This window comes from Phyllobacterium myrsinacearum, assembly GCF_014138285.1.
GTDB lineage: Bacteria > Pseudomonadota > Alphaproteobacteria > Rhizobiales > Rhizobiaceae > Phyllobacterium > Phyllobacterium myrsinacearum_A.
Window position 1 is genome coordinate 1303205 of record NZ_JACGXN010000001.1, and the last position, 21916, is coordinate 1325120.

At 57.0% G+C, this 21916-nt stretch carries 23 protein-coding genes; 8 read left to right on the plus strand and 15 right to left on the minus strand.

All coding sequences use genetic code 11. From position 1 onward, the window contains the following. Positions 1–7: 7 nt before the first annotated feature. A complete protein-coding gene (locus FHW16_RS06495) occupies positions 8–1009 on the minus strand; it encodes a Gfo/Idh/MocA family protein (protein ID WP_182548284.1) in 1002 nt (333 codons plus the stop codon). Further along, positions 1006–2049: a substrate-binding domain-containing protein gene (locus tag FHW16_RS06500; RefSeq protein ID WP_182548285.1), complete on the minus strand. Its 1044-nt coding sequence runs from the start codon at positions 2047–2049 to the stop codon at positions 1006–1008. The genes FHW16_RS06495 and FHW16_RS06500 overlap by 4 nt, the downstream gene beginning before the upstream one ends. Before the next feature lie 266 nt (positions 2050–2315). Here FHW16_RS06500 and FHW16_RS06505 point away from each other — a divergent pair, with 266 nt between their 5' ends. After that, the gene (locus FHW16_RS06505) at positions 2316–3479 is read left to right on the plus strand and encodes a dihydrodipicolinate synthase family protein (RefSeq protein ID WP_182548286.1); all 1164 of its coding nucleotides are present in this window, start codon (positions 2316–2318) and stop codon (positions 3477–3479) included. Between the two features lie 67 nt (positions 3480–3546). Beyond that, positions 3547–4164, plus strand: a complete 618-nt coding sequence (locus FHW16_RS06510) for a glutathione S-transferase family protein (protein WP_182548287.1) — start codon at positions 3547–3549, stop codon at positions 4162–4164. Positions 4165–4262: 98 nt separating this feature from the next. Here the strand turns inward: FHW16_RS06510 and FHW16_RS06515 are convergent, their stop codons facing one another. From FHW16_RS06515 to FHW16_RS06550, 8 genes are all read right to left on the minus strand, one after another. Beyond that, positions 4263–5987, minus strand: a complete 1725-nt coding sequence (locus tag FHW16_RS06515) for an ABC transporter substrate-binding protein (protein WP_182548288.1) — start codon at positions 5985–5987, stop codon at positions 4263–4265. A gap of 112 nt (positions 5988–6099) precedes the next feature. Continuing rightward, entirely contained in the window at positions 6100–6381 is a 282-nt protein-coding gene (locus tag FHW16_RS06520; RefSeq protein WP_182548289.1) for a DUF2160 domain-containing protein, read from the minus strand. Then, positions 6381–7199: a carbohydrate ABC transporter permease gene (locus tag FHW16_RS06525; protein WP_182548951.1), complete on the minus strand. Its 819-nt coding sequence runs from the start codon at positions 7197–7199 to the stop codon at positions 6381–6383. The genes FHW16_RS06520 and FHW16_RS06525 overlap by 1 nt, the downstream gene beginning before the upstream one ends. 88 nt (positions 7200–7287) lie before the next feature. Further along, complete coding sequence (locus tag FHW16_RS06530) at positions 7288–8154, minus strand: carbohydrate ABC transporter permease (RefSeq protein WP_182548290.1); 867 nt, start codon at positions 8152–8154, stop codon at positions 7288–7290. Between the two features lie 3 nt (positions 8155–8157). Then, positions 8158–9225 (minus strand): ABC transporter ATP-binding protein, encoded by a 1068-nt coding sequence (locus tag FHW16_RS06535; RefSeq protein ID WP_182548291.1) that lies wholly within the window; start codon positions 9223–9225, stop codon positions 8158–8160. Positions 9226–9234: 9 nt separating this feature from the next. After that, positions 9235–10317 carry an ABC transporter ATP-binding protein gene (locus FHW16_RS06540; RefSeq protein ID WP_182548292.1) on the minus strand — a complete coding sequence of 361 codons (1083 nt, stop codon included), beginning with the start codon at positions 10315–10317 and terminating at the stop codon, positions 9235–9237. Positions 10318–10404: 87 nt separating this feature from the next. Beyond that, positions 10405–11934: a glycerol-3-phosphate dehydrogenase gene (gene glpD, locus FHW16_RS06545; RefSeq protein ID WP_182548293.1), complete on the minus strand. Its 1530-nt coding sequence runs from the start codon at positions 11932–11934 to the stop codon at positions 10405–10407. A 128-nt stretch (positions 11935–12062) separates the two neighbouring features. Next, positions 12063–12827, minus strand: coding sequence for a DeoR/GlpR family DNA-binding transcription regulator (locus FHW16_RS06550; RefSeq protein ID WP_182548952.1), 765 nt, complete (start codon positions 12825–12827; stop codon positions 12063–12065). 220 nt (positions 12828–13047) lie between these two features. Here FHW16_RS06550 and FHW16_RS06555 point away from each other — a divergent pair, with 220 nt between their 5' ends. Continuing rightward, positions 13048–13461, plus strand: a complete 414-nt coding sequence (locus FHW16_RS06555; protein ID WP_432651995.1) for a DoxX family protein — start codon at positions 13048–13050, stop codon at positions 13459–13461. Between the two features lie 47 nt (positions 13462–13508). Here the strand turns inward: FHW16_RS06555 and FHW16_RS06560 are convergent, their stop codons facing one another. Continuing rightward, positions 13509–14024: a DUF992 domain-containing protein gene (locus FHW16_RS06560; RefSeq protein ID WP_182548294.1), complete on the minus strand. Its 516-nt coding sequence runs from the start codon at positions 14022–14024 to the stop codon at positions 13509–13511. 246 nt (positions 14025–14270) lie between these two features. On the opposite strand from FHW16_RS06560, the gene FHW16_RS06565 reads away from it, so the two are divergent. Beyond that, a complete protein-coding gene (locus FHW16_RS06565) occupies positions 14271–14618 on the plus strand; it encodes a GNAT family N-acetyltransferase (protein ID WP_182548954.1) in 348 nt (115 codons plus the stop codon). Here the strand turns inward: FHW16_RS06565 and FHW16_RS06570 are convergent. Further along, on the minus strand, positions 14602–15525 hold the full coding sequence (locus tag FHW16_RS06570; protein ID WP_182548295.1) for a LysR family transcriptional regulator: 924 nt from the start codon (positions 15523–15525) through the stop codon (positions 14602–14604). The genes FHW16_RS06565 and FHW16_RS06570 overlap by 17 nt on opposite strands. Positions 15526–15634: 109 nt before the next feature. On the opposite strand from FHW16_RS06570, the gene FHW16_RS06575 reads away from it, so the two are divergent. Then, a complete protein-coding gene (locus FHW16_RS06575) occupies positions 15635–16372 on the plus strand; it encodes an SDR family oxidoreductase (RefSeq protein ID WP_182548296.1) in 738 nt (245 codons plus the stop codon). A gap of 86 nt (positions 16373–16458) precedes the next feature. Next, complete coding sequence (locus FHW16_RS06580) at positions 16459–16953, plus strand: DUF523 domain-containing protein (protein WP_182548297.1); 495 nt, start codon at positions 16459–16461, stop codon at positions 16951–16953. Positions 16954–17015: 62 nt separating this feature from the next. Here FHW16_RS06580 and FHW16_RS06585 read toward each other — a convergent pair whose 3' ends face one another. Continuing rightward, positions 17016–18089, minus strand: a complete 1074-nt coding sequence (locus tag FHW16_RS06585; RefSeq protein ID WP_182548298.1) for an FAD-dependent oxidoreductase — start codon at positions 18087–18089, stop codon at positions 17016–17018. Positions 18090–18276: 187 nt separating this feature from the next. Here FHW16_RS06585 and FHW16_RS06590 point away from each other — a divergent pair, with 187 nt between their 5' ends. Both FHW16_RS06590 and FHW16_RS06595 read left to right on the plus strand, forming a co-directional pair. Beyond that, entirely contained in the window at positions 18277–19089 is an 813-nt protein-coding gene (locus FHW16_RS06590) for an AraC family transcriptional regulator (protein ID WP_182548299.1), read from the plus strand. Between the two features lie 86 nt (positions 19090–19175). Then, complete coding sequence (locus FHW16_RS06595; RefSeq protein WP_182548300.1) at positions 19176–20066, plus strand: DMT family transporter; 891 nt, start codon at positions 19176–19178, stop codon at positions 20064–20066. Here FHW16_RS06595 and otnC read toward each other — a convergent pair. Next, entirely contained in the window at positions 20053–20694 is a 642-nt protein-coding gene (otnC, locus tag FHW16_RS06600; RefSeq protein ID WP_182548301.1) for a 3-oxo-tetronate 4-phosphate decarboxylase, read from the minus strand. The genes FHW16_RS06595 and otnC overlap by 14 nt on opposite strands. Next, entirely contained in the window at positions 20691–21716 is a 1026-nt protein-coding gene (locus tag FHW16_RS06605) for a LacI family DNA-binding transcriptional regulator (protein WP_182548302.1), read from the minus strand. Before FHW16_RS06605 ends, otnC begins: the two co-directional genes overlap by 4 nt. Positions 21717–21916 lie beyond the last annotated feature (200 nt).

A 21916-nucleotide genomic window follows, 5' to 3' on the forward strand; every position in this document is an offset into this window, starting at 1 on the left:
GTTCTCTTCAAAGACCTGGATTGATTTTCTGAACGTTGCCTGTTTTGGCAGCTTCCGTAACCGCGAGACCGGCAGCGAGCGACCAGACGCCATCTTCGCCGGTTGCCGGCGGCTGTCCCTTGCCAAGAATCGCAGCGTGGAATTTGGCAATGCCGGTTTCATAAAGGTTCTTGTGATCAAGCTTCAGCTCGGTTTCGCCTTCGGCATTGCGCAGGGTGACGGTGCCGATCGGCCGCTGCGTCATGACATTGCGGCCGACGAGCGAGCCTTCGGATCCGTGTATCTCGAAACCTGTTTCGGCGTATTTGGTGGTGAAACCATCATGAAACTGTGCAATGAGGCCCGATTTGAATCGCAGCACGCCCATGACGCCATCCGCAAGGCCTACCTTGCCAAGGCCGCCAATCTGACTGGCGGCAACCGCTTCGACGGGATCGTCGCCCAGTACATAACGCAGGGTATCTGTGTCATGCACGGTGATATCCAGAATAACCCCGCCACCGGCTTCCGGCTTGTCGAGCCGCCAGCCCTGCAGGTGCGGCGGAAGATAAACCGCATGAAAGACCCGGGCCGCGAGCGGTTTGCCAATCTTGCCTGCGGCAATGGCATCGCGCATGGCTGTATGGCTCGCGGCATTGCGCAGATGATGGTTGGTGCCGAGCACCACACCGGCCGCGTGACAGGCTTCGACCATGGCCTTCGCATCCGCCAGACTCATGGCCAGCGGTTTTTCACACAGGACATGTTTTCTGGCAGCCGCTGCGGCGAGCACCTGATCTTTGTGCAGTTCATTGGTCGTCGAAATATAAACCGCATCCACATCCTGATCATGCACCAGCGCATCGACCGAGGTGACGGATTTGGCAATGCCATGATCGGCAGCATATTTCTGGCCACGCTCGGCACTGGTGCTCATGACGGAAACGATCTCGCCGCCTTCGGCGCGTATCGCGTCGATCACCCATTCATGCGCAATCGTGCTCGCTCCGATCAATCCCCAACGCGTCATGCCATTTCCTCCAGATAATTGTTCCTGACCGGCGCACCGCAACTCTGCCGCACCACAAGGCGTACGGATGTCACCAGCGACTCCTGCTCGTTGCCGCCGGCATTGATCTGCTTGAGCAGAAGCTGGGCTGCACGCTGGCCCATCCCTTGCGGGTCGACCGAAACGGTTGTGAGAGCGGGCACAGCGGTCTTTGCCTCGATCACATCATCAAAGCCGATCACACCAAACCCCTTGCCGGGATCGATGCCGACGGAGCGCAAACCATCACAGACACCGAAGGCCACCGCATCATTAAGGCACAGGGCCGCCGTCGCCCGATCCGGATGCAACATCATGCGCTCGACGGCGGCGACGCCGCCCGCACGGGATGGAGCGGAATGAATAATCAGCGCGTCATCGGCGGCAATGCCTGCTTCCTGCAAGGCATCACGATAACCGCGAAGCCGCTCGGCAAAGACCGCCGTATCGATAAAGCCGCCCATGAACCCGATGCGCCTGTGCCCAAGAGAAACCAGATGGCGCACAGCAGCCTTCGCGCCGGTATAATTATCGGAAAGCAGGGTGGAGACCTTTGCGCCGGGCAGATTGCGTACCACGACCACGACAGGGATACCGCTGTCGATCAATGGCTTGAGGTCAGCCGCCTCCGTGCCGCGTGCTGGTGACAGGATCAGTCCGGCAATGCCGTTCTCGCGCATGGATGCAATGACTTCGCGCTGGCGGTCGACACTCTCGCCGCTATGGGCGAGGAACTGCACGTAACCTGCCGACTGGACTACCATGTCCATGCCGACAGCAAGCTCAGCGAAGAAACTATTGGTGAGATCATTGACCACGATGCCGACGATTTTCGACCGCGCCTGCCGCAGGTTGGCTGCACCCCGATTGTAGATATAGCCGAGATCCGCGATGACGCTGTTGACCTTTTCGCGGGTCTTTTCATTGACGAGTGGGCTGCCCTGCAAAACCAGCGACACGGTGGATTTCGACACGCCAGCAGCATGCGCAATATCCACAACGGTTGTCCGGCTTCGGCTCACGGTCTTCCTCCACAGTCAGGAGGCAGATATAATTGGAACGTTCCAAATATGTCAAGTGGAAAACGGGACTTATTTTAGAAGCAGCATTGATCCGATAGGCAGAATAAGGTGCTATTTCAACCAAATAATGCCGTATAACTGTGCTTTCAAGACATCTCTTGGATTGTATACGGCACACAGCGAGCCATTTCTTGCTCGTTATTTTTCCTCTTGTTTTTTGGAACGTTCCAAATTACAAAACGCGTGTTATGACCGGGAGCGATATGATGAGCCTAGTTTTGGACCTGCCCGCTGCAGATGGCACACTCTCTGCCTATCGCCTTTCGGGCGAACCGACACCGCGGCCGACCTCACCGCCATCCTTCAATCGTATCGCTTATGCCGCAGCTCACGTTGTGTCCGACCCGCGCAAGGACAGCTCTCCCTGGGGTGCACCTGTCATCGACTGGGATGCCACAATGGCATTCCGTCATCATCTGTGGGCCCACGGTTTCAAAATTGCCGAGGCCATGGACACGGCGCAGCGCGGCATGGGACTTGACTGGACCGGCGCACAGGAACTGATCCGTCGTTCGCTCAACGAAGCGCGCAGTGTGCCGGGAGCCGACCTCGCCTGCGGTGCGGGGACCGACCAGCTGGCGCCGGAAAATACTCAGACTCTTCAGGATGTAATCTCCGCCTATGAAACACAGATCGGTTTTGTCGAGGCGGAAGGCGGCCGGGCTGTCATGATGGCCAGCAGGGCGCTGGCCAAAATAGCAAAATCGCCCGATGACTACCGGACCGCGTATGGCGAGATCCTGCGCCAGACACAGAACAAGGTTGTCCTGCACTGGCTCGGCGATATGTTCGATCCGCAGCTTGCTGGTTACTGGGGCTCGCATGTCTTTGAGCAGGCGCTGGAAACCGTACTGGCCATTATCAATGACAACAGGGACAAGGTCGAGGGCATCAAGATTTCGCTGCTCGACAACTCCAAGGAGATTGCCCTGCGCAAGCGGCTGCCGGAAGAAATTTTATGTTTCACCGGCGATGATTTCAATTATGCCGAGCTGATCGAAGGTGACGGCGAAAGGTACAGCCATGCCTTGCTCGGCATTTTCGATGCGGTCGCGCCGCAGGCGTCGAAGGCGCTCGCGCTGCTGGCAGATGGCGAAACGCAGGCCTTCCGCGATGTGATTGAACCCACCGTACCGCTGTCACGCAAAATCTTCGAAGCACCGACGCAGTATTACAAGGCCGGTGTGGTCTTTCTTGCCTGGCTCAATGGTCACCAAAGCCATTTCACCATGCCTGCGGGCATGCAGTCGGCGCGTGGTATCGTTCATTATGCCGATATTTTCCGGTTGGCCGATCAAGCCAATGTTCTGGACAAGCCAGAACTTGCCACAAGCCGCATGAAGAGCCTGCTTCAGGTGTACGGCTTATAGTGGTCCCTTGATCCGCGGGCCTTGCCGGGTGATTGTCTGTGCCGACTCGCGTAATCAGGAAACACCCATGAAGCTACTTTACCAGACGCACTCGCCCTATGCCCGCAAGATACTGGTCGCGATCCATGAAATCGGTCTTGCCGACAGGGTTGAGGTCATCCACCACGAAACAAGTCCGACCCGGCGCAATGAAGACGTCTATGCGCTCAACCCGCTGGGAAAGGTTCCGGTTCTGATTGACGGCGACGGTCTTGCGCTTTTTGATTCTGTTGTCATCGCTGACTATCTCAGCACCCTTCCCGGTGGAGGCATGCTCATACCGGCAACCGGCAAAGCACGCTGGGAAACACTGCGCCTGCAGACGGCGGCGCAGGGTATTTCCGATTCCGGTATCGTTGTGCGGTGGGAAACCGAGCGGAGGCCGGAACCGGTGCGCTGGGCTATCATGCGCGACGCACAGTTGCAGAAGATAATCGCCGCCTGTGATTTCGCCGAGAAGGAAGCCGCGCTTGAAGGTTTACCGCTGATTGGTGAGATCGCTCTGGCGACAACGCTCAACTGGATCGAATTTCGCAACATTTATCCGTTCGCCGAGGGACGCCCACGGCTTGCCGCCTGGTACGCGCAATATTGCCAGCGTCCGTCGATGCAGGCCACTGCTTTCTCGGGTGAAACGCACGACTAACCAAGCTTTCAGCGGGCGTTATCCAGCGACGGGAATGATGCAGAAAAGAAAAAAAGGGCGGTGTGTGCACACCGCCCTTTTCATTGACGCGTCGGAGCTTACTTGCTCCAGCTCTTGACCAGCTCATCATAGTTGATGGTCTGGGGCTTTTCTTTTTCCTGATCGATCTTCAGCTGAGGTGCCAGATGACCGTTCTTGACGGCATCAGCATTCCAGTAGGCCAGATCATGCTCTTCGGCCAGTTTCGGACCGATATCGCCCTGTACGCCAGACTTCTCGATGCGACCCATGACCTTTTCCTGCTCGGCGCAGAGAGAGTCCATGGCTGCCTGTGCGGTCTTCGCACCGGAGGAAGCATCGCCAACAGCCTGCCACCAAAGCTGTGCCAGCTTCGGATAATCAGGAACGTTGGTACCGGTTGGCGACCACTGGACGCGAGCCGGCGAGCGGTAGAACTCGATCAGACCACCGAGCTGCGGTGCACGCTTGGTGAAGCTCTTGTCCTGGATGGTCGATTCACGGATGAAGGTCAGGCCAAGCTGGCTCTTCTTCACGTCAACGGTCTTCGAAGTGACGAACTGTGCATAAAGCCAAGCTGCCTTGGCACGGTCGGTCGGTGTCGACTTCATCAGCGTCCAGGAACCCACATCCTGGTAGCCAAGCTTCATGCCATCTTTCCAGTAAACGCCATGCGGCGAAGGTGCCATGCGCCATTTCGGCGTGCCATCTTCGTTCATGACGGGAAGGCCCGGCTTGACCATGTCGGCGGTGAAGGCGGTGTACCAGAAGATCTGCTGCGCGACATTGCCCTGTGCCGGTACTGGACCGGATTCGGAGAAGGTCATGCCCTGGGCTTCCGGCGGTGCGTAAGCCTTCAACCAGTCGAGGTACTTCTGGATCGAATAGACAGCAGCCGGGCCGTTTGTATCACCACCGCGTGCGACGCAGGAACCGACCGGCTGTGACTTCTCGTTGACCTTGATGCCCCATTCGTCGACAGGCAGACCGTTCGGCAGGCCCTTGTCACCATTGCCGGCCATGGAGAGCCAGGCATCGGTGAAGCGCCAGCCGAGCGACGGATCTTTCTTGCCATAGTCCATATGGCCGTAGACCTTCTTGCCGCCGACATCGCGGCCAGTGAAGAATTCAGCAATATCTTCGTAGGCCGACCAGTTAACTGGAACGCCGAGCTCGTAGCCATACTTCGCCTTGAAGTCAGCTTTGTTCTTCTCGTCGTTGAACCAGTCGTAGCGGAACCAGTAGAGGTTGGCGAACTGCTGGTCAGGAAGCTGATAGAGCTTCTTGTCCGGCGCTGTCGTGAACTTGGTGCCGATGAAGTCATCAAGGTCGAGACCGGGATTGGTCACATCCTTGCCTTCGCCTGCCATCCAGTCGGTCAGATTGCGCACCTGCTGGTAGCGCCAGTGCGTGCCGATGAGATCGCTGTCGTTGACCCAGCCGTCATAAAGGTTCTGGCCGGTCTGCATCTGCGTCTGGATTTTTTCGACGACGTCACCTTCCTGGATCACGTCATGGGTGACCTTGATGCCGGTGATGGCGGTGAATGCTGGCGCAAGCACCTGCGATTCGTAGCTGTGCGTGGTCAGCGATTCCGAAACAACCTTGATCTCCATGCCGGCGAAAGGCTTCGCCGCATCGATGAACCATTGCATTTCCTTTTCCTGACCAGCACGGTCAAGCGTGGAAACATCGCCGATTTCCTTGTCGAGGAATTTCTTGGCGTCGTCGATCCCGGCATAGGCGGAGCCTGCGCCGAGCAACAGCGCCAGTGCTGTTGTTGTCGTTAGTATTCGCGTTCGCATTGAAGTCCTCCCAGAGTTGCGATTGCCTGAACAACCGGACGATACCGGCTGCCCTGTTTCAACATGGCGTTTTGTCCGGAATAATCCTTCGATTCCGGCGCCATATCATTTCCTAAACGAAGCGGAACACGCCAACGGCGTAAACCACGGAGAGAGCCAAAGCCCACCAGAGGTTGGGACCAGCGAGCCCCAGCCAGGCAAGATGAATGAATGCGCTGCCAAGCAGCGACACGAACAACCGGTCACCGCGCGTGGTTTCAAAGCGCAAAATGCCGACCCGCGGATTGCCGCCGGGGGAGACGTATTCCCACACGGCCATGCCGATCAGCAGCGCCAGAATTGTCAGGAAGAACAGTGCTGTCGGCAACGTCCATGCCATCCATGAGAAGTTCATCATACCCTCCCCAGGGCGAAGCCCTTGGCGATGTAATTGCGCACGAAATAGATGACGATGGCGCCGGGGATCAGCGTCAGCACACCGGCTGCCGCCAGCAGGCCCCAATCCATGCCCGATGCCGAAACCGTACGGGTCATCGTCGCCGCGATCGGCTTGGCATCGGTTGTCGTCAGTGTGCGGGCAATCAGCAATTCCACCCACGAGAACATGAAGCAGAAGAACGCTGCCACACCGATACCGCTGGCGATCATCGGGATGAAGATCTTCACGAAGAAGCGCGGGAAGGAATAGCCATCGATATAGGCTGTTTCGTCGATCTCTTTCGGCACGCCCGACATGAAGCCTTCGAGAATCCACACGGCGAGCGGTACGTTGAAGAGGCAATGGGCCAGCGCCACGGCGATGTGCGTATCGATCAATCCGAAGGCGGAATAGAGCTGGAAGAACGGCAGCGCAAACACCGCTGGCGGTGCCATGCGGTTGGTTAGCAGCCAGAAGAACAGGTGCTTGTCACCAAGAAAGCGGTAGCGCGAGAACGCATAGGCCGCGGGCAGCGCCACCGTCACGGAGATCACCATGTTCATGACGACATAGATGATGGAATTGATATATCCGTTATACCATGCCGGATCCGTGAAGATGATGGCATAGTTGTTGAGGGTAGGATTCTGCGGCCACAGGGTAAAGCTGTTGAGAATTTCCTGATTGGTCTTGAAGCTCATATTGACCAGCCAATAGATCGGCAGCAGCAGAAAGATGATGTAGAGCGTTGGCACCAGCCACCAGAACTTCGATTCATCACCGCGCTTGCGCATACGCCGCGCCAATGCCTTGTCGATCTTCGCCTGCTCAGGATTGCCAGCAGTTGTAGTGCGCGTGAGCGTCGTATTGTCAGCGGTCATCTCAGCGCTCCGCATCATAGTTGGTCATGACCGTATAGAAGACCCATGACAGAAGAAGGATGATCAGGAAGTAGACGATGGACATGGCCGCGGCCGGTCCGAGGTCGAACTGGCCAATGGCGATCTTAACGAGATCGATGGACAGGAACGTGGTCGAATTGCCGGGGCCGCCGCCGGTTACCACGAATGGTTCCGTGTAGATCATGAACGAGTCCATGAAGCGCAGGAGCACGGCAATCAGAAGAACGCGGTTCATCTTCGGCAGTTGAATGTAGCGGAACACGGCCCAGCGTGACGCACCATCGATCTTGGCGGCCTGATAGAAGGCATCTGGTATGGACACGAGACCGGCGTAGCACAACAGAACGACAAGGCTCGTCCAGTGCCAGACGTCCATGAGGATGACCGTGAACCAAGCATGCAGCGGGTTCTGCACGTAGTTGTAGTTGATGCCGAGGCTTTCAAGCGTGTGACCGAGAAGGCCGATATCGACGCGGCCGAACACCTGCCAGATGGTCCCCACCACGTTCCACGGAATGAGCAGCGGCAGTGCCATCAGGACAAGACAGACCGGAACGCCCAGACCCTTGCGCGGCATGTTGAGCGCGATGATGATGCCGAGCGGTATTTCGATCGCCAGAATGATGAACGAGAAGATCAGATTGCGGATCAGTGCGGAATGGAAGCGTTCTGACTGCAGGATTTCCGTGAACCATTCCGTACCGGCCCAGAAGAACTGGTTGTTGCCGAATGTGTCCTGCACCGAATAGTTGACCACGGTCATCAGCGGGATGACTGCGGAGAAGGCCACCAGCAGAAGCACTGGCAGCACCATGAACCAGGCTTTGTTGTTCCACGTCTTTTCCATGGCTCAGTTCCCCCCGACGCGCCAGGAATCGGCGTAGATGTTGATGCCCTTCGGATCAAAGGCAATGTGCGGCTCGGCAGGAATATCCTCGCCCTCGGCAACGATGACCGCGATGTCCTGATTTTCCAGCTTGGTGCGCACGATCTTGTGACGGCCAATATCCTCGACCTTGGCGATCGTCACCGGCATGCCTTGGCGGCCAAGCCGGACATATTCCGGGCGAATGCCGAGTTCGAGTTTCTTGGCACCGGCTGGCGTTGCCGGAGCCGGCAGGTTGATTGTGTGGCTGCCCACCTGCGCGGTATCCCCTGCCAGCTGAACAGGCATGACATTCATGCCGGGCGAACCGATGAAATAGCCAACGAATGTATGTTTTGGCCGTTCGAACAGCTCTTCGGGTGTGCCGATCTGAACGATCTCGCCGTCATACATGACGACGACTTTCTGGGCGAAGGTGAGTGCTTCCGTCTGGTCATGGGTAACGTAAACCATCGTATAGCCGAACCGCTGATGCAGCTGCTTCAACTGCGAGCGTAGTACCCATTTCATATGCGGATCGATAACCGTCAGCGGCTCGTCAAACAGGATGGCGTTCACGTCAGAACGGACAAGTCCGCGGCCGAGCGAGATCTTCTGTTTCTGATCGGCGGTCAGACCACGCGCCTTCTTGTTGGTCCAGCTTGCGAGATCGATCATATCAAGCGTCTCGCGCACCTTGCGGTCGATTTCTGCTTCCGGCACGCCGCGATTGCGCAGTGGGAAGGCCAGATTGTCATAAACCGTCATGGTGTCGTAGATCACGGGGAACTGGAACACCTGGGCGATGTTGCGCTCCTGCGTCGACAGATTGGTGACATCCTGCCCGTTGAACAGCAATTGTCCATGCGACGGATGAATCAGACCGGAAATGATATTGAGCAATGTGGTCTTGCCGCAACCGGACGGACCGAGCAGCGCGTAAGCACCACCATCCTCCCAGGAATGATGCACTTCCCGCAGGGCATAATCCTTATCCGACTTCGGATTGGGACCGTAGGCGTGGCGGATGTGGTTGAGATCAATGCGCGCCATGATTTTCCCCTATGCCGCAAGCTTCTGGCGGCGGGTAACGGAGTTCCCGTTCGCATCGAAGATCATCAGGTTGTGCGGATCAATGAAGATGTCGATGACTTCATCGGGTGTGTAGATATGAATGCCGTGAGTCAGCATCGTCCAGCGCGCATCCGCGAATGACAAATGCACAAAGCTCTCGGAACCGGTGATTTCAGTCGCGGTGACGATGGCGCGAAGCGCGATTTCATCGGCATTGCGGCGGCTCGTTCCAACGTGATGCGGCTGGAAACCGACGGTATAGGTGCCGTCAGTGATATCGCCGAGATTGGACGGTACCGGCATGGCCACCCCGCCTTCCAGCTGGAATGCCTTGCCGATCTTGGCGAGAGCAATCGTGTTAAGCGGCGGATCAGCGAAGGTTTGGGCGGTGATCAAATCATCAGGCTTGCGGAAAACATCAATCGTCGGGCCGAACTGGGTAATACGGCCTTCCGAAAGTGTCGCGGTGTTCCCGCCGAGAAGAAGCGCCTCGTGCGGCTCTGTCGTTGCGTAGACAAAGATCGTCCCGGCTTCAGCGAAAATCTTCGGTAGCTCCTGCCGCAATTCTTCGCGCAGCTTGTAGTCGAGATTGGCGAGCGGCTCGTCAAGCAGCACCAGTTTTGCATTCTTGACGATGGCACGGGCCAGTGCCGTGCGCTGCTGCTGGCCGCCGGAAAGACTGAGCGGCGTACGATCAAGATAGGGTGTCAGCTTGAGAAGTTCAGCCGCCTTGCGCACTTCCCGGTCAATGGTTGCCTTGTCAGCGCCTGCCACACGCATCGGCGAGGCAATGTTCTCATAGACGGTAAAAGCGGGGTAGTTGATGAACTGCTGGTAGACCATGGCGACAGAGCGCTTCTGCACCGGAACGCCAGTGACATTCTTGCCATCAAACCAAATGGAGCCGGACGTCGGCACATCGAGACCCGCCATTATACGCATCAGACTGGTCTTGCCTGATAGTGTCGGCCCCAACAGGACATTCAGCGTAGCGTGTTGAAGCTCAAGCGAAATATTGTCGAGATGGGTCTTGCCACCCACCACCTTGGACACATTCCGCAGTTCCAGCATCTCAATCCTCCCTGGGACAGCAGGCCTCCAGCCTCTTTGTCCCGCCCTTCCCAATCACGACATCACACCGCCTCAGCGGTACAATGTCTATTCAGCCGCTACCTTCCGCCGCCGGTCAACTGCACCGTCCATGAAACGGTCAAGTGCAGCTGCTTCATCGGTAGAAAGATGCAATCCTTTTTTCGTCCGGCGCCACAGCACGTCCTGTGCACTGACCGCCCATTCGTTCTCGATCTGGTAGCGGACTTCGGCCTCGTAAAGGTCCGAGCCGAAATGCTGCCCTAGATCGGCCAATGAGGTGGCTTTACCCAGAAGAATGCGCGTCCTGGTGCCATAAAGCCGGAAAAGCCTATGGGCATGGCGCGCATCCAGGAACGGATAATCCGTCTTCAGCTTCTGCAATTCAGCATCGAAAGCCGTTGCCGCAAAATCACCGCCCGGCAGTGTGCCTGTGGCGGTCCAGGGTTTGCCCTTCTTGCCCAGCTGCTCCTCGATCTTCTCCAGCATGTGCTCGGACAGACGGCGATATGTCGTGATCTTGCCGCCAAAAATATTGAGGAGCGGTGCCTGACCATTCGGCGCATCGGTCTTCAAGACGTAGTCGCGCGTGGCTTCCTGCGCCTTCGATGCGCCGTCATCGTAAAGCGGGCGAACGCCGGAATAGGTCCAGACGACATCCTCACGCTTCACGGGTTCGACGAAATATTCGCTGGCGGCAGCACAGAGATAATCGATTTCGGCGTCGGTGATTTTCACCTCGGCCGGATTGCCGTGATAATCCTGATCGGTCGTGCCGATCAGCGTGAAATCCTGCTCGTATGGAATGGCGAAAATGATACGACCATCGGTATTCTGGAAGAAATAGGCACGCGGATCATCGAACTTTTTCCGGACAACGATGTGGCTGCCCTGAACAAGGCGCACATTGTGGGCGTCATTGACACCGACAACCCCGGTCAAAACTTCGTCGACCCAAGGCCCCGCTGCATTGACCACGAGACGTGCACGCACCTCTTCGACCGCGCCTGTCATCATGTCCTGAACAGTGAGCGTCCAGCCATCCACATCACGGTGCGCGCTTGTCACTTTCGAACGCGTGCGAATGACGGCACCGCGATCAGCTGCATCGCGGGCATTCAATGCCACGAAACGCGCATCGTTGACCCAGCAATCAGAATATTCAAAGGCTTTTGTATAGAGCGACTTCAACGGCTTGGCAGCCGGATCACGCGTCATGTCGAGCGTGCGGGTCGCTGGCAACTTCTTGCGGCCGCCGATGTGATCGTAAAGGAACAGACCAAGGCGGAGCAGCCAGGCCGGCCGAAGCCCCGCGTGGTGCGGCAGGACAAAACGCATCGGCCAGATGATATGCGGAGCCGCAGCCCAAAGCACTTCGCGCTCCATCAGCGATTCACGCACCAGCCGGAACTCATAATATTCGAGATAGCGCAGACCGCCATGAATCAGCTTGGTGGAACCGGACGATGTGCCGCTGGCAAGATCGTTCATTTCAGCGAGAAATACAGAATAGCCGCGGCCAACCGCATCCCGTGCGATGCCGCATCCATTGATGCCGCCGCCGATCACGAAGACGTCGTAGATCTTGTCCGCTGCCAATGCCCATGCTCCCCATTTCGCAACGCACCATTCCTTCGCATTTGCGAAAGATATATGGATCAATTACGAAAGCAATACGAAACTAAAAGGAACTATAACGCGCATCATCGTATGACACAAGAGGGGGATCAGACCGAGGTTTCGATGAGCCTGACATCGGCTTCCGCACAAATAGCGCGGATGGCTTCGCTTTCGCATCGATCGGTAATGAAGGTGTTAACCTGTGACAGGTGACCGATACGCACCGGCGCAGTCCGTTCGAATTTGGTGGAGTCGGAAACCAGGATTACATGGCGGGCATTGGCCATGATGGCCTGCGCCACTTTTACCTCGCGGAAATCGAAGTCGAGCAAAGCACCGTCATGATCGATAGCCGACGTGCCTATGACAGCAAAATCCACCTTGAATTGCCGAATGAAATCGACCGCCGCTTCGCCGACAATACCGCCATCGGAGCCACGCACCACACCGCCTGCAATAACCACCTCGATATCGGGATAGATGCGCAACCTATTGGCAACATTGATGTTATTTGTAATAACCATCAATCCCTTGCGATCCAGCAAGGCATGTCCGACAGCCTCCGTTGTTGTGCCGATATTGACGAAAAGCGAGGCATTATCAGGGATAAGCGCGGCGGCGGCGCGGCCGATGGCTTCCTTTTCATTCGCAGCAATCAGGCGGCGCGCTTCATATTCCAGATTCTGGATGCCAGAAGGAAACAATGCGCCGCCATGGATACGGCTCAACAGCCTCTGGTCGCACAGATCATTCAGATCCTTGCGTATGGTCTGCGGCGTGACGTTGAAATGTATGGCCAGATCATCCACGAGAACGCGACCGTGCTCCTTGGCCATTTCCAGAATTTCGGCGTGTCTGGGCGGCAGGAACATGAGACTGACTTTCATTTTCGTTTTTCTGCGGGCTATACGAAAACGAAAATGGGATTATGTCAATCAGGGAAAAAACGAAGCTGGCTTATTTAATGACCTTGTGCGCGCGAGACGAGGCTCCCAAAAATATTCCATGCCCGCTGTCGGCATTCTGATTTTCCAATCGTCCTAGGGACAATCTTCGGGCACAAAGGGTGCGGAGTCTTCGGAGGATATGATAATGGCAATGACCGGGCAGATGACAACAATCTCAAACAAGGCACTCTGGACAGGGCGTGTTTTTAGCGGCCTTGTTGTGCTGTTTCTGATTTTTGACTTCGGCATCAAGCTGGTACCACTGGACGTGGTAACCCAATCACTTGCCGAATTGGGCTATCCCGCCACACTGGGTATGGCGCGCGGCCTGGGCGTGCTGCTGCTGATCTGCACCGTGCTGTATGTTATCCCGCAGACGTCGATCCTCGGCGCTATTCTGCTCACGGGTTATCTTGGCGGCGCGGTTGCCACACATTTGCGCATCGGCAGCCCAGTTTTCAGCCATCTTCTGTTCGGTGTTTATCTCGGATTGCTCATCTGGGGCGGGCTTTATCTGCGCGACCCGCGTGTTCGCGCACTGATCCCGTTTATCCGATAGACAGCAAGTATCCAGCCGCCGGAAACCGGCGGCTGGATACAAATTATTTAGCGGGCGGCACGCAGCGTCAGCTGTGTAGCACCGGCAGCCACATTGAGGCCCTGCGTCGCTTCGGCGCTGAAGGGCTGCAGGCCGAAATTCTTCGATGTTCCGCCAATAAGGGCATTGGCACCAAGGCCAATACCGACTGAAGCACCGGCCGTTACACCGGCATAACTGCCTGCAAGCGCACCGTCGCCCGTCCTGTTCCCGGCAGCTGTATAAACAATCCACTGCAGGTAGGATTTTTTGGTAATGCCGATATCAATACCCAGCTTGCCTATCCGTCCGGCATATTTTTCAACAGATCCGTTGGTGCGCATGAACTTGCACTGGACGGCCTTGCTTGAGCCAATGAGCATTCCAACGCCGCCATCAACCGCGCATGACAGAGTCCCGAGACGCGTCTTGGGGCCGGTCGCGGCATGGGCCTGCTGTTTGGTCTTGTGATGAGGAGGCGCGGCAATTGCAGTTGCACCAAAAGCCATAGAAACGGCAGCAGCCATCAAGATCAGTTTTTTCATAATGTATCCTTGTTTCATTGCGGCCCGGCTCTTCAAAATTGCCGTCGAAGCCTGCAGACAAACGTGTGCAGGCTGTATTGGTTCCGGAAAACGAAGATGGTATCAGGTGATTGATAGACGCCTCGTGTCCGGCAAGGACGCTGATCTTGAAATATTCCCTATTGCCTGCGAGGTTGCCTGATCCATCGGAAGGATCTGAACTTGAGTGTTACATTCCGCATCGATCCCTTCCCATCGAATGATGAGATGAACGCCCTATGGGAATGGGCATGGGATGATTTCGTCTGTAAGGATTTCTCGGGCATTCTGGCGCGCAGCCTGGCGCATGCGGGTGCCTATGACGGCCAAAGACTGATCGGCTTTGTCAACGTGGCCTGGGATGGAGGCATACACGCGTTCCTGCTGGATACCAGCGTTCATCCCAAATTCCGCAGGCGAGGCATTGCCACACAATTGGTCAAGGAAGCGGCAGATCTTGCGCGTGATCGCGGCGCCCACTGGCTCCATGTCGATTTCGAACCTAGCCTGACCGGGTTCTATCGAGCCTGCGGCTTCGAGCCCACAGGCGCCGGACTCATCAAACTGCAGATGTGACAGGTCGGGCCATAGAGCCATTTGCAGCAATGAAATCCAGAAATGCCCGCAATGCTGGCGCCATCTGCCGGCGGCTTGGATAATAGAGATAAAATCCGGGAAAGGTTGGTGTCCACTCCGGTAACAGCTGGACCAGTTGACCGCTGGCAACCATGTCCTTGATATCATGGGCAAAGAGATAGGCGATGCCTGCACCGTCGGCGACAATACGGGGCATCATGCCCGGCTCATTCACCATAAGCGGGCCATTAACGGCGATCTGCAGTTGCCCGCCGTCCCGCTCGAACTCCCAGCGATACAGACTGCCATCGGTTGGCCAGCGATAGTTGAGGCAGCGGTGCTGCAGAAGATCGCGTGGAGTCAAAGGGGTACCGAACCGCTGGAGATAATCTGGCGTTGCAACGACCATCATCTCGAGATCACCGCTAAGCTTGACCGCGACCATGTCCATCTCCAGTTTTTCGCCAAGGCGGACGCCCGCATCAAAACCCTCCGCCACGATATCGACCAGCCGCTCATCGACAACGATGTCCATGGTAATATCGGGGTATGCGGCAAGGAATGGCCCGATGAGTGGCCCAAGATAATGGATGGCTGCCAGCCGCAGGGAATTGATCCGCAAAGTCCCTGACGGCACATCCCTGGCCGCGACTAGTTCCGCAACAGCCACGTCGAGCGCCGTCAATGCGGGCAGCAGGCGGGTCAAGAACTTTTCACCTGCCTCGCTTGGTCGAACGCTGCGTGTCGTCCGATGCAACAGACGGATACCCAGACGCTCCTCCATGTTCCGGATCGTCTGGCTGAGAGCTGATGCAGAAACGCCGAGATGCGCGGCGGCACGTGCGAAGCTGCCGTGCTCGACAATCGCCGCGAAGGCGCGCAATTCAGCATGCTCACTTCCGCGCATTATACCCAATTCCCTAAATAAGCTCTGCAGATACTAAAGCATTCTACCCATCATTGCGAAGTGCAAATGTACAATCTGATGATTTGTGCAGAGCATGGAAGGGCAGAGCATGGGCCGATTTACAGGAAAACGCATTCTGATCACCGGTGGCACCAGCGGTATCGGGCTGGCTGGTGCAAAGCGTATCGCGGCAGAAGGCGGCGAGGTGATCATTACTGGTTTCAGCCAGCAGCATCTCGATGAGACGCGTCAGGCTTTACCGGTATCTCTGGTTTTTCGCAACGATGCGGGCGATCCCGCCACGGCCAAGGAACTCGCAGAAAAGGTTGCGCAGGCGGGCAAACTCGACGGAATTTGGCTCAACGCTGGTTATGCGGCTATCGGCACAATCGACGAGATGGATGCCAGCTTCTTTGACCGCATGATGAATGCCAATGTGCGTGGCCCGATCCTGCAGATGGCGGCCTTGTCCAGCCACCTCAATCCCGGTGCTTCGGTGCTGCTGACAGGTTCAACCGCCGCCTATGAACGGCTGGCTTTCGCCAGCGTCTACTCTGCCACCAAGGGTGCCATGCTCTCGCTGGCGCGCTCGTGGGCGGCGGCGTTGGGAGAGCGGCAGATCCGCGTCAATGTGCTGGTTCCCGGCCCCATCGAGACCAATCTGCGCAATTTTCTGGCCGAGGATATCCGCAGACAGTTCGAAGCTGCGATCGTCGGCCAGCTGCCATTGGCGCGCATCGGCACGCCCGAAGAGGCGGCGGCAGTCGGACTGTTCCTGCTGTCCGACGATGCGTCCTTCGTAACCGGCAGCCAATATGCGGTGGATGGCGGGATGATCATGCATTGAGCCCTGCCACACTGCCGGGCTTGCCGCTCAAATGAGGCTGGCGTATCAACGGCGCTCATGGTTTCTTTTCGAGGAAAGGTGCGGCAATGACAGCCAAAATCCTTGTCAGTGCCTGTCTGCTTGGCCGACCCGTGCGCTACAACGGTTCCGCCAAAACCCTTGCACATCCGCTGCTGGCGCAATGGCAAGCCGAAGGTCGCGTTGTCGCGACATGTCCGGAAGTATCGGCAGGCTTCAGTATTCCGCGTCCGCCCTCAGAGATTGGTGAAGGAAAAGCCGGAGAGAGCGTTTTGTCCGGAACGGCCCGTGTCATCGACATCAATGGCAGTGATGTGACGGATCTTTTCCTTGCTGGAGCAGAGAACGCGCTTGCACTGGCCAGAGCCCACGGCTGCCGTTTCGCCCTGCTCATCGACGGAAGTCCTTCCTGCGGCAGCGGCTTCATCTATGACGGCAGTTTTACCGGCAAGAAACATCCGGGAACGGGCGTGACCGCCGCTCTCCTGCGGGCACACAATATCGAGGTGTTTTCTGATAGCGAGATCGACGCGCTGGAACGGCGGATGGTGCAGGCGTCCTGAGCAGTCTTGCAAAGTTGCGTACGCCATATCGCGCGATCAGCTTTCCCCGAAATTCTTCCCGTTCACCCGCCAAACCGGGAAAGCCGGAACGGCGCAAGCTTTTCCTCGGGCCTGTCTGACAGGATTTCCTTCGACAGGAGCAGGCCAACGGCAGGGGCAAGCGTCACACCGGAGTGCATGACCGCGATGGAAAGGCCCTCATGGTTTTCAGCTTTGCCAATGATTGGAAATCCATCTTTGGGTGTTGGCCGGTAGCCAACCGTGAAAAAATCGAGAGCCAGATCGTCCACGTCTTTCAACGTCGTCTTCAGCTTGGCAAAGAGCGTGTCCGCCACCGCCTGTTGATTAGCGCCGGGATCACTTCCGCCAAAGTCGGCACCGGCGATGATCCGACCTTCTGCGGTCTGGCGCATATGCAGCTCAGATGCGAGAACGAGGCCATTCAGCCGCTTTTCAGTGGGTTTTGAATGAACAATCAGCCCGGGCGGCGTTTCGATGGAGAGCTTTACACCGGCCGTTTCGGCCAGAGCGACCGCCCCGGCTCCCGCCGCGAGCACCACGTGATCGGCCTTGAATGTGCCAAACGTCGTGGCTACACCGGTTACGCGGCCACCTTCCTGAAGAAGCATCGAGGCCGTCGCCCCGTACAGCAATCGCGCGCCGCGCCACTGGGCGCCCGCCAGCATCCGTTGGGCAGCCGCAACAGGTTCCACCACCCCTTCTTCCGCCACATGCAGGGCAAATTCAGGGTAATGGGCAAGGTGGGGTTCCCGCAACTCAATCTCATCCCGCTTGATACGCCTGATACCGTAGCCCCAGCCTCCGTATTGCGTGGCATAGGCATCGAACTCACTCTCTGACAGATCCCAGCCAATGCTGCCGCACCAGTTGACGCCAATACCCGGCAGCTCATTTGCCAGACGCTTCCAACCCTCCATGGCGTAGCGGCGGAAGCGGAAATAGAATTCCGGATTACCCCAGCTGGCATTGATCCAGGCAAAGGAAGCAGGCGTCGCGACCCCATCGTTTTTTTCAGCAACAACCGTTACGGCGGCGCCTTGCCTTGCCAGATGCCAGGCAACGGATGCGCCAATAATTCCAGCGCCGACCACAATCACACTCTTCTGCTTCACCACGGGCTTACTTCTTTCAATGAGGTCAAGAATCTGTCTCAGTCGTACCCGATGACACCACCATTTCCGGACGATTTCCATCGCAAAGATGGTTTTGCTAGAGTACCCAACCAAATCCAATGCGCTTCGTTTGGCTATCGCCGATCATCTCCGTTTGTGACCAAGCAAATCCGATGGTAGATATACCGCGATGGAAAACCGCCAATTCATGATGTTCCGGTGTGGCGTTGCAGGCGTCGAAGCCGTCGAAGCAAAAACAAAACACAGCTTTCCACGGCACACCCACACACAATACGGCATTGGCGTCATCGATCAGGGCGCGCAAAAATCCCTCAGCGGACGGGGAATGGTGGAGGCTGGCTCCGGCGACGTCATCACCGTCAGCCCCGGTGAAGTCCACGACGGCGCGCCGATCGGTGGAGCTGAACGCTCGTGGAGAATGCTTTATTTCGATCCGATCGTTGTTGGCGCGATGACTACGGACCTGCGGGACAGCGGTGAAACACCAGATGAATTTCCGCAACCGGTGATTCGCGATGCACGGCTGGCCTATCAGTTTGATCGGCTTTTCACTGCAATGACCCGCGAAAATGGCATCGCATCTGATCTCCGTGGAGAAGAACTGCTGTTGACAGTATTGGCTGGCGTATTTGGCGAACCGGGCAGTTCACTCCCTTTTCCGGCAATACCGCGAGCCATTCGCCGTGCCCGCGATCTGATCGACGACCAGCCAGCGCATGCCGTGACGTTGGACGATTTGGCAAGAGAGAGCGGTTTAAGCCGCTTTCAGGTTGTGCGTGCCTTCAGCCGCGCCACAGGCATGACGCCGCATGCCTATCTGGTACAACGACGGATTGATCTCGCCCGCCGCATGATTGCATCGGGATTGCCCCTTGCCGAGGCTGCCGCCGCCAGCGGTTTTGCCGACCAGAGCCACATGACGCGAACCTTCGTGCGCAAATATGGGATATCGCCCGGCGCCTACGCCGGTGTTGTGAACTGAACGCCTCTTCGCATCCTGCAATTTTGTTCAAGACGGCGCCCGCGTGATCGGATGTTGTGCGCCTTCCCGGGATGAAAGGATTGCGCATGTCAAAACAGATTCAAGGTTATGGTTTTCTCGCGCTTGCCATGGTGCTTGTCGGGAGTACCGTGATTGCCAGCAAGATCATCGCGGCGGGTTTGCCGCCCTTTACCGCAACTGCCCTGCGTTTTGCTGTCGCCTTCCCGATATTTCTGGTGCTCATGCGGCTGACGCGAACCAAATGGCCGAAGCTTGACCGGTCCGCATGGATGCTTCTTGTGTTGCAGGCCGGCGCGGGCAGTGTTGGCTACACCACGCTTCTTATATCCGGGCTGAAACTGACATCGGCAACGGATGCCGGTGTCATTATCGGGACCCTGCCCGTCGTATCGGCCGCCATTGCGATTCTCCTTCTGGGTGAACGGCCACATCGCTTCACCCTTGTCGCCATTGTACTGGCTACATCCGGCGTCATCGCTATCGCGTTCCGGCCGGGAGAAACCGGTACGCATTCCTTGACAGGAAATGCCCTGATCTTTGCGGCCGTTGCCTGTGAAGGTCTGTTCATCCTGCTCAACAAGAGGCTCAAAACACCTATTCCACCACTTGCACTGTCAACCCTGATGACAGGTCTTGGACTGGCGGTCTCCTTCATACCGGCACTCGTCGAAATGCCATGGACCGGCGGCATGACCATTGGCTCGTTCTGGGCAGTGATCTATTACGCGATTGTTCCCACGGTTGGCGGCTTTCTGCTCTGGTATGCCGGTTCCGCACGGGTCAGCGGTGCCGAAGCCTCGCTCTTTACCGCCATGGCGCCAGTCTCTGCCGTGGTATTCGCCGTTATCTTTCTCAAAGAATCCGTCAACCAGAACCAGATCATAGGCATAGCCTGCGTGATTCTGGCCGTTGGCGGCCTCGGATTGCAATCCTTGAAACCGATCAAATCCTTTTGAGCGCGGCAGCCTGCTCCGCTGTGAGCGGCCGTATCGTACGACCATGCAGCAGCAGAAAGAGCTTGGCCGTCTCTTCCAGCTCTTCGACCGCATACTGCGCTTCGTGCAATGTTTTGCCCGCCACCACGGGCCCATGATTGGCAAGGAGCACGGCATGATGCGTCCTGGCTTTCTCGCTGACAGCAAGCGCCAGGGCCTCGTCACCAGGCGGATAATAGGGAACGAGAGGTAAAGCACCGACGCGCATAACGTAATAGGCGGTCAGCGGCGGCAATACGTCCTGCGGATTAACATCCGCAAGGATGCTCACCGCGACGGAATGGGTCGAATGGAGGTGCACCACAGCATTGGCCTGCGCCTGCTCGCAATACATGCAACGGTGCAGAAAGGCTTCCTTTGTCGGTTTATCACCATCCACGTGAACACCTTCCGCCGTGAAACGGGAGAGCCGCCCCGGATCAAGCGTTCCCAGTGACACATTTGTCGGCGTCATCAACAGCTCGCCGTTTGAAAGCCGGGCGCTGATATTGCCGGTTGATCCAAACGTAAGGCCGCGATTGAACAAGGAGGCACCGACAGAAACGATCTCGTCACGCAATTTGGTCTGCTCGGACAGGATCGTGGTCATGCTGTTGCTCCTACTATGATGTCATAGCCGGTATTGATGATGGTCTTTTCAGCTGGACGTTCCCGGCTTTCCAGAAGTTTTTCAGCGGCAGTCTTACCGATCAGAAAACGTTTGGAAAGAATCGTCGACAGGGGCAGCGGCATGGCCTGACCGATATCAAGGCCGTTGAAACCGAAAATGCCCAGTTGTTCCTTCGGTGTGATACCTGCATGTATGCAATGGAAGATACCGCCCATTGCCATGTCATCATTGGGAAACACGACGACATCGAGACCGGGTGCCTTCCGGAGGATCGCCTCAAGCAGATGGCGGCCGGCTATGGTCGAGCTTGGCCCCTGCACACGCTCTTCGGCGATCAATAGCAGACCGGCCTCCTTCAGCGCTGCGCGCAGGCCATCATAACGGGCGCGCGCGCGGTCATCGCTGGCAATGCTGTGGCCGGCATAGCCGAAACGGCGGTAACCGCGCTGCACCAGATGTCTGCCAGTATCGTATCCGGCCTGCCAGTGCGACATGCCCACAGCGATGTCGACAGGATCTCCATCGATATCCATGAGTTCTGCAACGCGAAAGCGCCCATGCTCCAGATGACGCCGGGCAGTAGGGGTATGGTGCAATCCCGCCAGAATCACCGCCGCAGGTTGCCATGCCAGAAAGGACAGGAGAATACGTTCTTCGATCAAAGGGTCATAATCCGTGACCCCGATAACAGGCTGAAATGCCGTCTCGGTCAGAGCGGTGTGAATCCCACGCAATACATCGGGAAAGACGATGTTCGACAGTGAAGGCAGCAGAACGCTCATCAGCGTGGAGCCTGACGAGGCAAGACTTCCAGCCGCTCGATTGGGAATATAGCCAAGCTCGGCGATGGCAGCCAGAACCCTGGCACGCGTCGCATCGGCAATCGGCCCCTTGCTCCGGACAACCCGCGAAGCGGTGATATCGCTCACACCAGCGAGACGCGCCACGTCGGCCAGTGTTGGCGTATCGGCGTTTCGATGTGCGTTGCGTTTGCGTGGCATAGCATGATCCCGATGGGATTGAGCAGAATAATGATAGCGCTACCATAAATCACTTGATGAATGCTAGTGAGTGTGCATAACTTTGTGTTAGCGCTGTCATAAGGCCCGCCAAGGGCCGGCAGAATGAGACGTTCTGGGAGGATCGGTTCTTGAGTTCAAAGGCAGGTATTGCAGTGATCGGCCTCGGCTCGACGGGTTTA